Source organism: Undibacterium sp. JH2W, from assembly GCF_049340425.1.
In the GTDB taxonomy this organism is placed as follows: domain Bacteria; phylum Pseudomonadota; class Gammaproteobacteria; order Burkholderiales; family Burkholderiaceae_D; genus Undibacterium.
In genome coordinates this window covers 1-11,296 of sequence record NZ_JBMPOT010000030.1, presented here as the reverse complement: position 1 = coordinate 11,296, position 11,296 = coordinate 1, and the positions used below count along the sequence as shown (strand labels likewise).

13 protein-coding genes are annotated in these 11,296 nt (G+C 49.0%); 1 reads left to right on the top strand and 12 read right to left on the bottom strand.

Annotated features, from left to right (window positions below):
* Nucleotides 1–10: 10 nt before the first annotated feature.
* From ACO0LC_RS27630 to ACO0LC_RS27580, 11 genes are all read right to left on the bottom strand, one after another.
* Nucleotides 11–418, bottom strand: a complete 408-nt coding sequence (locus ACO0LC_RS27630; protein WP_423009223.1) for a hypothetical protein — start codon at nucleotides 416–418, stop codon at nucleotides 11–13.
* A 290-nt stretch (nucleotides 419–708) separates the two neighbouring features.
* Nucleotides 709–1,062, bottom strand: a complete 354-nt coding sequence (locus ACO0LC_RS27625; RefSeq protein ID WP_423009221.1) for a DUF4440 domain-containing protein — start codon at nucleotides 1,060–1,062, stop codon at nucleotides 709–711.
* 39 nt (nucleotides 1,063–1,101) lie between these two features.
* The gene (locus ACO0LC_RS27620) at nucleotides 1,102–1,452 is read right to left on the bottom strand and encodes a copper-binding protein (RefSeq protein ID WP_423009219.1); all 351 of its coding nucleotides are present in this window, start codon (nucleotides 1,450–1,452) and stop codon (nucleotides 1,102–1,104) included.
* Between the two features lie 69 nt (nucleotides 1,453–1,521).
* The gene (locus ACO0LC_RS27615) at nucleotides 1,522–2,055 is read right to left on the bottom strand and encodes a cupredoxin domain-containing protein (RefSeq protein ID WP_423009217.1); all 534 of its coding nucleotides are present in this window, start codon (nucleotides 2,053–2,055) and stop codon (nucleotides 1,522–1,524) included.
* Nucleotides 2,056–2,080: 25 nt separating this feature from the next.
* Nucleotides 2,081–3,493, bottom strand: a complete 1,413-nt coding sequence (locus ACO0LC_RS27610; RefSeq protein ID WP_423009215.1) for a multicopper oxidase family protein — start codon at nucleotides 3,491–3,493, stop codon at nucleotides 2,081–2,083.
* A 34-nt stretch (nucleotides 3,494–3,527) separates the two neighbouring features.
* Nucleotides 3,528–4,961: a TolC family protein gene (locus ACO0LC_RS27605; RefSeq protein WP_423009213.1), complete on the bottom strand. Its 1,434-nt coding sequence runs from the start codon at nucleotides 4,959–4,961 to the stop codon at nucleotides 3,528–3,530.
* 11 nt (nucleotides 4,962–4,972) lie between these two features.
* A complete protein-coding gene (locus ACO0LC_RS27600) occupies nucleotides 4,973–5,341 on the bottom strand; it encodes a hypothetical protein (protein ID WP_423009212.1) in 369 nt (122 codons plus the stop codon).
* A 156-nt stretch (nucleotides 5,342–5,497) separates the two neighbouring features.
* Complete coding sequence (locus tag ACO0LC_RS27595) at nucleotides 5,498–5,890, bottom strand: hypothetical protein (RefSeq protein WP_423009210.1); 393 nt, start codon at nucleotides 5,888–5,890, stop codon at nucleotides 5,498–5,500.
* Nucleotides 5,891–5,967: 77 nt separating this feature from the next.
* Entirely contained in the window at nucleotides 5,968–6,336 is a 369-nt protein-coding gene (locus ACO0LC_RS27590; protein ID WP_423009208.1) for a DUF305 domain-containing protein, read from the bottom strand.
* Nucleotides 6,337–7,185: 849 nt separating this feature from the next.
* Nucleotides 7,186–8,058 carry a sterol desaturase family protein gene (locus tag ACO0LC_RS27585; protein WP_423009206.1) on the bottom strand — a complete coding sequence of 291 codons (873 nt, stop codon included), beginning with the start codon at nucleotides 8,056–8,058 and terminating at the stop codon, nucleotides 7,186–7,188.
* 56 nt (nucleotides 8,059–8,114) lie between these two features.
* Entirely contained in the window at nucleotides 8,115–8,597 is a 483-nt protein-coding gene (locus ACO0LC_RS27580) for a DUF2141 domain-containing protein (RefSeq protein ID WP_423009204.1), read from the bottom strand.
* Nucleotides 8,598–8,723: 126 nt separating this feature from the next.
* Here ACO0LC_RS27580 and ACO0LC_RS27575 point away from each other — a divergent pair, with 126 nt between their 5' ends.
* Complete coding sequence (locus ACO0LC_RS27575) at nucleotides 8,724–9,296, top strand: TetR/AcrR family transcriptional regulator (protein WP_423009202.1); 573 nt, start codon at nucleotides 8,724–8,726, stop codon at nucleotides 9,294–9,296.
* A gap of 469 nt (nucleotides 9,297–9,765) precedes the next feature.
* On the opposite strand, the gene ACO0LC_RS27570 is transcribed toward ACO0LC_RS27575, so the two are convergent.
* Nucleotides 9,766–11,139 (bottom strand): DUF2252 domain-containing protein, encoded by a 1,374-nt coding sequence (locus ACO0LC_RS27570; protein WP_423009200.1) that lies wholly within the window; start codon nucleotides 11,137–11,139, stop codon nucleotides 9,766–9,768.
* Between the last annotated feature and the right edge of the window lie 157 nt (nucleotides 11,140–11,296).

Genomic DNA, 11,296 nt, shown 5'->3' with positions numbered 1-11,296 from the left:
ATCTGGAAATTTAAATGCGGAAACAGCAGTTGCGTATAGCGATGGGCGGTGCGCTGGAACGTGCCAGATGGGAGAGTTGCGGTTGACGCTCTGGTGGAAGACCTGCAGTGTCCGTCAGTTGCAAGGTCAGCGTCAATCCCGCCAATACAAAGGGTTGCACATCGGGTGTTTGCGGCTTATCCAATGATTGTTTTGAATACGGATCGTCGGCATGCGCATGACACAATGCAGGTTGCTCTTTGTCCATGCCAGCACAATCGCCCATTGCGACAAAGCTGATATCTCCAGATAAAGCAGGAATTTCACTACCCGTAATATGGCCCGGGCACACGTATGACGCCACAGCAAACTGCATAAACAGCATGCTGAAGAGTATGATCAACGCAGTGAGCAAGCGATGTGGACGAGATAATTTCACGTATTTTTATTGCATTTAATTAACTTAACATAAAAAATGGATCAGGAAATCAGTGAACTGCATTAATTAATTTCCTTACCCAGATTATAGTTGCCTTTGCCAGATATTTCCTTGATCAGTCTCAAATAGTCAGATGTCCACATCATCGAATATAAAACGCCAGTAGCAGCTGGAAAATCTAGGACGCCCATTTACGCAGTCTTCCTAGACTTTTTTATCGGGTCCGCTGCCGCTATACGTGGTCACAATTACCGGATATTGATGCTATTGAAACTGGAATTCGTTCATTGCTATTTCGCTTTTCGCGAAGACCAATGCACATGCACGATTTGCCAGTCTTCGCCATTTTTTTGCAGTAAGGCAGTTTCTGTTCCAAGAATTTGTATGTCCTTACCCTTTACTTTGGCTTTGGTCTCTGTTTCCGCCCAAATCACTGCCAGATTTCCGTTAACTCTTTGGTTTTGCTGCAATACCGTACGTGTCGATGTCTTGGCAAAAGCGATATCTTCCGACAGATGATGTCCGGCATACTCTGCCCGTGAACGTTCGACATAACCGGACTCATAGATCGTGACGTCCGGTACAAGAAGTTCAGTGGCCTTCGCTTTATCACCTGCAGCCATGGCCGCATAGAAGGCAGCCAAGGCATCTTTTGGCTCACTGGCACACGTAGCGCGTTGCGTTTATTTTGCGACTTGTATTTCCGTGACCACGATTGCGCCATCCACTTTTTCAGCTCTGAATTCCACCTTGTCTCCAGCCTTCAGTGTGTCAAGTGCAGCGGGGTCTTTGATCTTGAACACCATGGTCATGCCAGGCATATTCAGGTTCTTGATATCGCCGTGTTTCAGCGTGATCTTGTTAGTACTCTTATCAATTTTTTTGACTTCGCCATCCGTCATGTCGCTACTGGCACTATTGGCACTACTCATGGAAGCAGATGCTTTTGCAGACATGAAGTGATCTGAAGCAAAGGCTGTATGAAATGTGATGGCAGTAAGAACGCCCAAGGTCAGAGATTTAATAATGGTCATGATGTTTCCTATTTTTTAAGTGAATAAATCAAATTACCGTGCAATCAGTTGCGTACACGGTCTGCATCATTAGTGTTTGTGTTCGTGAGCATCAGGTTCAGCACCGGCACTAGCTGCGGCAACCGTCTTGCCTTTTGCGACGGTGACCTTACCCTTCATGCCAGCGTCATAATGACCAGGTTGCAGGCATGCGAAATCAATCTTTCCAGCCTTGGTGAATTGCCAAACAACTTCACCTGTCTGACCACCAGCCAGGGTGATCATGTTGGGATCACTGTGTTCCATTTCTGGATTTTTCTTCATGACTTCGTAGTGTTCTTTCAGTTCCTTTTCTGTTCCCAGGACGAATTCATGCTTTATGCCGCCTGAATTCTTAATCACGAAACGGATGGTTTCACCTTGCTTGGCGACGATGTTGGAAGGTGTAAAACGCATGTTGTCAGTCATGTTGACATTGACCGTACGGGTAGTTGCCGTGGCGACGCCTGGCTTCCCGATGGCTTCGCTATCATGACCATGTGCGTGGTCATCATGGGCGAAACTGGTTTGAGCGGCGAATGCGAGCGCTAAAGTGACTGTGATGGTAGTGAGACGAGTTTTCATGGGGTGATCCTTTCAGTATTAAATATTAATGTTCCATCTTGCCGACAGGTTTGCGGACTTGTACTTCTACTTGTTGCTGATTTTTTTGTTTCAAGGGCATGGATTTACCGCCTACGGTTGTTGCCCGAGCAGGTTCTGCGATGTTGCCGGTCCATTCCTGCGCAACTGTTCCTGGCGGGTGTTTGTACCATCCGTGATCCTTGTAGTCGCCTGGCTTCTGGTCTTTCCTGACTTTCAGGACGCTGAACATCCCCCCCATCTCGACGCCACCAAATGGGCCTTCACCCGTCATCATAGGCAAGGTATTGTCAGGGAGCGGCATTTCCATTTCCCCCATATTAGCCATGCCACGTTCACCCATGGCCATGTATTCAGGGATGAGGCTGGTGATTTTCTTAGCAACACCAGTGTGGTCAACACCGATAAGGTTAGGAGTGTCGTGGCCCATCGCGTTCATGGTGTGGTGCGACTTGTGGCAATGGAAGGCCCAGTCCCCTTCTTCATCTGCAAGAAACTCGATCTGGCGCATTTGGCCTACCGCGATATCTGTCGTGACTTCTGGCCAGCGCGCAGATTGAGGAACCGGGCCGCCGTCCGTGCCTGTGACCTGGAATTCATGGCCATGAATGTGAATAGGATGATTCGTCATCGTCAGATTACCGATACGGATACGAACCTTGTCGTTCTTACGTACGACGAACGGGTCAATGCCGGGGAAGACGCGGCTATTCCAGCTCCACAGGTTGAAGTCCAGCATGGTCGAAGTCTTGGGGGTGAAGGCACCAGGATCAATATCGTAGGCATTGAGCAGGAATACGAAATCGCGATCCACTTCAGCAATCTGCGGATGTTTAGCTTTGGGATGCGTTACCCAAAAGCCCATCATGCCCATCGCCATTTGTGTCATTTCATCCGCATGCGGGTGATACATAAAAGTGCCAGGCCTGCGTGCGACAAACTCATACATGAATGTCTTGCCAGGCTGTATCGACTTTTGGGTCAGGCCTGAAACACCATCCATGCCGTTCGGCAGGCGTTGCCCATGCCAGTGCACGCTGGTATGTTCTGGCAGCTTGTTAGTGACAAATATCCGCACGCGGTCGCCTTCGACCACTTCGATGGTAGGACCAGGTGACTGGCCGTTATAACCCCACAAGTGTGCTTTCATGCCTGGAGCCATTTCACGCACGACAGGTTCAGCCACCAGATGGAATTCCTTGACGCCATTATTCATCCTCCATGGCAAGGTCCAGCCATTAAGGGTGACCACCGGGTTATACGGGCGTCCTGTATTTGGCACTAGCGGTGCCATGGTATCCGGCGAGGTCTGGGTGGCAGGTTCTGGCAATGCTGCCATGGCGACTTTGCTGACTGACGCAGCGGAGGCAGCAGCAGTGATCGCGCCCAGGCCGCTTAAAAAACTTCTTCTTGAACTCATTTTATTTCCTCTATTTTGAGAATGCGCGACGTCATCAATGTCCAGCAGCCGGTGCATCACTGCCACCCATACCAGTCATCGGTGCGGCGCTCATGCTGGGACGGCCCAATAAGCTCATTTCCAGATCAGCTTGCGCAATCCAGAAATCACGACTGGCCTCAATTGCACTGTTAACACTGGCGATTTGGGAGCGCGCATCGGCCAGCAGATCAAACACGCCGATCAGCATGCCGTTGTAGCGCAACTGGTTTTCTTCAGACACGCGCTTCTTCAAAGGCACGATTTCATTCTGATAATGCATGGCAATGTCATAGCTGGAGCGATAGCCCAGATAGGCTTCCCTGACTTCAGATCGCGCATTGACGGCAATTTCCGCAGTGCGATTGATTGATTGCATATACAGTGCTTCCGCTTTCGCTACCCTGGCACCGCTCCAGTCAAAGAGTGGCAACTCTAGTGTTACCGAGTAACCTTTCTGTATTGGTTGATCATTGAACGTATTACGAATAGCACCTACTTCCAGCACATTGATGAAACGCGTCGCCTTGCTCAGTCCCAGATTTTTAGCCAGTTGCTCTGTACTCAGACGAGCGGCCTGGACATCCAGGCGTTGCATCATTGCTAGTTGCTCGACATTCGTCATTTCATCTGGCTTTTTGGGTAGGTCGGGCAATTTAAGCGGCAAGGTAAAGGCTGTTTGAGGCCCCCATATTCCGATTAGGCGCGTCAGCTTCTCTTTGCTACGCGTTTGCGCCTGCTCAGCACGCGCCAAGTTGAGGGCGGCTTCAGCAAAAAAACCTTGTTCGCGGGCCTGTTGCAGTTTGTTGTAGTTACCTGCCTGTGCCAGCCGTCCAGCCAACTCTGCGCCTGCATCAGCAGCTTTTTTGACCTGTTGCATGTACAGCATGGTCTGGTCTGCAGCCACAGCTATGTAGTAGGCTTTGCGCGTTTCCGCAGCCAAAGACAGCATTTGTATAGTCACTTCACGCTTGGTTTGCTCGAAGCAACGTTGTTCCATCTGCCTTGTTAAAGGCATCGTCAACAAGTGAGCAATATTAAAAGTCAGGCTGCGGTCGATTTCAATTTCACTACCTTGCCGTGTACGGCTAAATGAAAACCCGGGATTAGGTAGGTGACCGGCCTGCACAAAATCAGACTCGGAAATGCCCAGTTCATAGAACGAGGCCTGCAGCCCGCGATTATTAAGCAAGGCGATTTGCACCGCATCATCGACACTCAAGGGGGACGCAAGTAATTCTTTTACCCTTTGTGCTGCGGTATCAACCGCGTTATCAGAACGCTGCCAGGTAACTTCCTTGCCAAGGCGCTCTTTTGCTACTTGCTCTACCGTAGAAAATCCGCCATCAGTACTAAAGCTGGCGCAGCCGCCCAGTATCAATGGGAGACTAATCAGGGCGGCGAGCTTGCTCGGCCGGTGGAAAAACTTGCCATTTGAGGTTGTTCGCATGGTGGTTTCCTTCATTTTGTATGACTGCTGTGATCCATCGACTTGGCCTTGTCCGTTGCGGGAGTTTCTTTTTCTTTCGGGGCAGGCTTGGTGTCGGTGGTGTCTGGCTCTCTGGCCTGTTTGGCATAAACTCGCCATCCGCCAATACGTGCCGTTGTGTCATTCAACTCCTTCCAGGAGCCGACTTCCTGATCGGGAAAGGGACGATAGTTTTGTAAAGTGGACAGGTAGACCACCGGTGGCACGATGGCCTGGGCGTCTGCGGGATTAGGTCGTTGGCTGCGGCTTGCTTCCTTGGCAAGGACGTTCTGACCCATGGTAAGCAAGGCGAGCATAGCCAGTACCAACCGTAGCCTTGACGGAAAAATAGATGGATTCATAAAATCCTCAGTGAGTAATAGGTAATGTGTCCAAGACGAACCGTGCGAATACAGACGCGGCAACGCAATGGCGGATATCAACGCAGAGCTAAGCTGATTGAACAGACGATCAGCGCCTCTATAGCTTCAAATAGCTACTGGCGTTGCAGGTGGAAATTAAGCGCGGGGAGGTCGTTCGAGGCCATCACTGATATGGCCGAAATGAGAAGAAAAAACCAGACTGATTTTTTCTGATGAAAGAGCGGAAACGGGAGGGACAGTAGAGTCGGTGACCAGAGCCGCACCGACACAGCATGAAGCGCAAGCGCTACACTTGTCTTTCATAGACTTGGCGGTGGGCGACACTTTAGCTACTACATGGTCAGAGACTTTATCAGCATCACTGTGCTGATGATCGTGTTGTCTAGCTTGCGCATTGTCATGAGGCTCACCTGGGAATGCATGGTGATGTTCCGTGTTGCAGTCCACCATAGCCGCAGCAGCGAAGCCTTGGAAGGGTATCGCCACAAACATGATGCACAGTAGAAAGAGTCGAAACAGCTTTTTCATGTGGAGGATTATAGCGCAAATTTTTCTACATGCTACTCCCCATCAAAATGGGGAGCACGTACATGGGTTTGAATCGGTTATTTACCAGGCTGACTGGAACTCATGTTGGCCTCATGTTTTTTGAGCCAGGTATCGAATTCAGCCATTTCCTTCTTTTGGGCGGCGATGATTTTAGACGCCATTTTTTGCAACTGCGGATCTTTCCCTTGCTTGAGTTCGACTTCGGCCATATCAATCGCTCCTTGATGATGTTCTTTCATTATCATGGCGAAATCATGGTCGGTATTACCGGACATGCTCATGGAAGACAATTTTTGTTGCATTCCTTCCATTGATTTGTTGATCGCCATGTCTTTGTTTTCAGCTATGGCATTACTATGCATGGAGGCATTAACCGCTGGTTTGGAATCTGAGGAATTCATCTGTGCGCTGGCGATCAAAGGCATACTGATGCTGGAAACGATGCAGGCCAGAATGAAACTACGTAAGTGAGATGATTTCTTAGCTGGGGCTGGCTGATGGATTTCTGTCATGCTGCACTCCTTTAGTGGTTGGCCATTGCGCGACAACTGCTTGCGCAATCACGACAGACTTTTTCGCAATCGCCCATTTCGTCCAGTTCGGCGCTACTATCAGCGCAGGCTTCGCAAACCTCGACGCAAAGTGAACAATATTTAGCGCAAAATGCAGATCCGGATAATTGCAAATCCACTGAGGTTTGGCATATCTGAGCACAATTCATCATTAACCGGAAATGCGCAGGTTCAACATGCTTGCCGCGCGTATCGAGGCAATGGTTCATGGCGGTCTGTAGGCAGGTTTGATAGCATTTGTTGCAGGCATCAATGCAGGATTGCATGTTGTTCATATTTATCGTTTTCTCCTGGCGGTACCCAACAACTTGCTCTCTCCTTATTGGATCGAATGGAAAGTTATTGAAAATTTATGATAGGACGAAGACCATGTTAGTACCGTACTGTAGTACACATAGTGTCCGCCAACTTTGTTATCGGCTGCCTCAGTTTGCGTTTTGGTTTGAAACCATGCAAAGCACAAAAAGCCGCAGCCTAGGCGTATCTCAGATACAGTTCGCATAAATTTTTCAAATACAGGAAGGTGTCCTGAAGAAAGCCCGACTTTTGTGCTGACAACATTGTGGACTTCCTTGGCGTAGTAAATTTAAGATTCCCCGTCAATTTTGATCAGAGCGTAAAGTGCTTTCAGCACCCTCTCCCGCATCTAGTGCTAACCTAGCCGGGAGCAAGACGCATTCGTTGAAACACACTTCTTACCTTTCACTTGAATGGAATCAGCAATATGCGGACCATTTCGGCGCTCTCAGGATAAGCTTCTGGCTCATGGACACCAAGTGATTCAGGCATTGAACCAGGGTGGTAGTCAAAACTACCAAAAAGCTGGTCCCAGATAGTGACAACCGCTGCATAATTCTTCCCCTCGCCCAGCGCTGCACTATGATGGTAACGGTGGAGTTCGGTGCCCATGAAAATATAGTTAAAGTATCCCGCCCTGACATTGACATTGAAATGTGAAACCAGCCCCTGAAAACCTGTCAGGACTGCGGCCGCAAAGATGGCTTCTGTAGAAAAACCAAGGAACACAGGTGGCAACATCAGTATTGCCCTGACATAAACACCATTGATGGGGTGGCCAGCGGCGTGCATGAAGACATATACTTGTTTGGGGAGGTGATGGGCCACATGGGTTTTCCACATCCATTGCCCAAAACGCCCTTGTCCTTCGTGGCTGTAGCGATGTACCCAATACCACAGAAAGTCAGAAATCAAAATCGCTGCGCAAGCTTGTCCCCACCATGGCAACCAATGGGTGTTGCTGACTGTACCAACGCCAATCCACTGCGTCAGTGCGGTGAGACCGGAGGTAGTGCAAGCCAGTGCCGCGCCATTGGCCAACATCATCGGTACGTCCCTACGGAAGAAGCTGCGCCAGGTCATGGCCCAGTCAGGCCTTGCTGGCATAGTCCATTCCAAAAGGAGCATGGTTCCTATCACAGCTATCAAGTAAATCGTATAAGCCTGTTTTGGGTTTCCCAGCAATTTTTGGGTATTCAGATAGATGAATGCCAGTGTAAGCGCCAGGCCGATGGGGTAAAAACCAAATTTGATGAAGCGGATGAGGTATGCACGCATAGAGCTACTTTTAGATATAGAGGTATAGGTCTTGGCAGGTAAGGTTTGCATCGTATTCACTCCACGTTGAGTTGGATGGTTTGTGGGCTATTGCCATGTGCGAAGCGCAGCTTTTCAAAGTTGGGCATTCCAGAGGTCAGGCTGACCCTGAACCCATTGGAGAAACCTAGCGCTTCCACTGGCAAGCCAAAGAGGTTGTGATCAACAGTACCGTTATCATTGGCGTCATGAAAAACCACGACCGCATACTCGCCCGTAGGCAGAGCCGGAAAAACGAAGCTGCTTTGCCCATCGTGAATCGTGGCGCTGATTTCCTGTTGTCCCTTCTTGGTCACTTCATTCCCTGGCAGATAGAGTCTGGCAATAGCATGGCCTTGACTGGTTTTAAAACCACTGACCAACACGGTCAGGTCGCCCGACTGCTGTTGTGCGGTCGCTATTTCGCTGGTTGTGAGCAAGATAAGCAACGCGGCTCGCAGTAGATGGCGGTATCCTCGCTGCAAGGAACTATGCAAAGGTTTATCAACGGTGTTTGTCATCTTGGACTTGTCTGAAAATGGACAGGCATCCATAATCGCAAGCAAGTGAGATTGCCAGAAGAACCAAATTCCTCTTCGCGACCATTTACAGACATTTCTCTCATTCTTGTTCAGGAAGTCCGCACCATGTCCGCAGAAACAGTACCTGACCGACGTATTCTCAAGACCCGATTGGCATTGCGTGAGGCCTTACTGAGTTTGTTGACCGAACATGGCTGGGATGAACTCAGCATCCAGGAAATTTGTGAGCGAGCCAATGTCGGGCGCTCAACGTTTTACCTGCACTTTGATAGCAAGGATGATCTGCTGTCAGAAAGCCTGAATGACTTGCGTGATACCCTGACTGTCGCCAGTGCAACTAATGGAGGGCAGCAGCAGTCATTTGCATTCCTGCCTGGCTTGTTGGCGCATATGGAAGAAAATCGGCTGGTATTCAGAAACGTCGTTGGTCGCCGGAGTGGTTATGGTGTCGAGCGCCGGTTCCGGGAAATGGTTTTTCAACTGATAGAGCAAGATCTACTTAAGCTGAAGGTAACTGACAATCAACGGCAAATGCAGGCGTGCTATCTGGCTGGAGGTATCGTTGACCTGATGGCATGGTGGGTTGACGCCTCGGACGGACCATCCGTAAACATGCTAGCACAGTTCATTTTAACCAAATGCCAAGCCAACATTGATGTTGTAGGCCAGAGGATCTAAATTGGAGAGATTCTTGCTTGACTGTTTTTGTAACTTCCATGCTCTTAAGCAAAGTCGCCAGATGGCAAGCTTTTAATTCGAAAATGGAACAGAAGCGCACCAGTATTATCGATTTCGAAATCAGTGATGACATTTTATAACCGCCAGTGACGTCACTCACGTCTCGGCAATGTACCACCTGCCTTCTTTGCTGAAAATTTCATTCAGCAATCGCAGGCTGCTTGAAACATGAGTGTCCGTTTATTGACAGTCCACCTCACTTTCTGATCAAGCTCAAGAATTAGACATGTGGTATTAGTGGAGAATTTCAACCTATCCTGTTGTTCTTGATGCTTGTGTCTAGTATTTCACATCTACCTCTTCGCCTTCCTTGAGCCACTTCTTGATGGTGTTTCGAAACAAACTGGACTGTCGCTGAATTTCACTGATGAAGAGGTGTTCCCGATAGAACAACAACCCCCTGTTGACGCTACAATTTTTCCAATTTGTACCGCTTTTTAAGCGTCTCAAAATCGGCTTCAGTCTGGTCGGCGTAGGCTTGGGAAAATTCACCCAATGCCAGATCAAACACATTACTTTTACCTAGATAGCCGCTAATGGCGGCTGGATTGCCTGATTTTGCGTGAGCCCGTGCCAGCGCCCATCCACAAAAACCTGCATAGTCAATGAATTCGGGAAGTTGAATGGTGTCGATATTGATAGAGCTCTTCATATCCTTGAGTTGACGTATGTAGTAGTCAATCCCAGTTTCGCTTGATCGGGCCCATCCAAGAAAGATGTCGCTTGCCGACTGCATCAGCTTTTGCCCTTCCACCACCCGTTGACCGTGACAGCCAAATTGGCTCTTGCCATGATAAGGCTCAAGGATTGATGCACGAGCCTCTTTGAATTGAAGGAATAGCGGTTCATGGCCATGCGCCATGAACAAGGCGACTGCACAACGTGTACCGACGCTGCCGACACCGACGACTTTCATAACGACATCGACCAACTCAAATTGATCGATCAGCGATTTCCGGTCACTCGGTAGTGTATGACGGTATAGATGAAAAAAATTGCGCATTTCATCTTCAAAACCCAGATCATCTTTGGGGTGATAAATCAGAGGTGGACTGTCCTTGATGCGATGTTTATCATTGATTATTTCTGTCGATTTAGCCAGCAAATGCTCCACCGTTTGTGCGCGAGCATGAGCAGTTTCTTCCGCCCGTTTTTTGCGGATATCTGTCGTGCGTCCAAGATTGACCAGCGCCTGGGCATCAATGCGAGCATACCAACGGTCGAGCGGGCTCATGTGGGCATACTCGGCCATTTTTTCGCGGTAGCTGGCAACAGAAGCATAAACTGCTTCCAGGCAATTGCGTTCAGGGAAATTTCGATAGCGTGCCGCCACCATGACGCTGGCAGCCAATCGCTTGATATCCCATTCCCAAGGGCCGCTCAATGTTTCATCAAAATCATTTATATCAAAGATCAGATTGCGTTCCGGCGTACCAAATTCACCAAAATTCATCAGATGACTGTCACCGCCAGCTTGTACTTTCACACCAGTTACCGGTGACTCTGCTAAGTCAAAGGCCATAATATTGGCTGCGCCGCGCAAAAAAGCGAACGGCGATTGCAGCATGCGACCATAGCGAATCGGGATCAGGTCTTCAACCCTGCCTTTGTTTGATTGCTCCAGTAGCTTAAGTATATCGCGTCTCTTTTTTCCAGGTTTCCAAGCGGCATGTGACGCTCGTGGAACATCTGTCCTGAGCGCTTTGCCAACTGCCAGTCTTTGCAACAACTCTGGCAGCTCTGCTTCAGGTTCACTGACAATTGATTGTTTTGGATTCTTCATAAGTATTTTGATGATTTGATGCCGGTAATCTCTGAGGTGTACTGTCAATAGCGGACACTCATGTTCTAAGCTGCCTGTGAGTGCCGATTAAAATTTTCAGCAAATAAGGCTGGCGATATATTGCCAAGACGCGAGTGACGTCGCTGGCGGTTATAAA

Excerpts from the sequence above, each read along its gene's own strand:
- ACO0LC_RS27580 (WP_423009204.1), bottom strand. The coding sequence starts at position 8,597 with ATGACAAACACCGTTGATAAACCTTTGCATAGTTCCTTGCAGCGAGGA.
- ACO0LC_RS27570 (WP_423009200.1), bottom strand. The coding sequence starts at position 11,139 with ATGAAGAATCCAAAACAATCAATTGTCAGTGAACCTGAAGCAGAGCTG.
- ACO0LC_RS27600 (WP_423009212.1), bottom strand. The coding sequence starts at position 5,341 with ATGAATCCATCTATTTTTCCGTCAAGGCTACGGTTGGTACTGGCTATG.
- ACO0LC_RS27610 (WP_423009215.1), bottom strand. The coding sequence starts at position 3,493 with ATGAGTTCAAGAAGAAGTTTTTTAAGCGGCCTGGGCGCGATCACTGCT.
- ACO0LC_RS27615 (WP_423009217.1), bottom strand. The coding sequence starts at position 2,055 with ATGAAAACTCGTCTCACTACCATCACAGTCACTTTAGCGCTCGCATTC.
- ACO0LC_RS27620 (WP_423009219.1), bottom strand. The coding sequence starts at position 1,452 with ATGACCATTATTAAATCTCTGACCTTGGGCGTTCTTACTGCCATCACA.
- ACO0LC_RS27590 (WP_423009208.1), bottom strand. The coding sequence starts at position 6,336 with ATGCCTTTGATCGCCAGCGCACAGATGAATTCCTCAGATTCCAAACCA.
- ACO0LC_RS27605 (WP_423009213.1), bottom strand. The coding sequence starts at position 4,961 with ATGCGAACAACCTCAAATGGCAAGTTTTTCCACCGGCCGAGCAAGCTC.
- ACO0LC_RS27585 (WP_423009206.1), bottom strand. The coding sequence starts at position 8,058 with ATGCGTGCATACCTCATCCGCTTCATCAAATTTGGTTTTTACCCCATC.
- ACO0LC_RS27595 (WP_423009210.1), bottom strand. The coding sequence starts at position 5,890 with ATGAAAAAGCTGTTTCGACTCTTTCTACTGTGCATCATGTTTGTGGCG.
- ACO0LC_RS27575 (WP_423009202.1), top strand. The coding sequence starts at position 8,724 with ATGTCCGCAGAAACAGTACCTGACCGACGTATTCTCAAGACCCGATTG.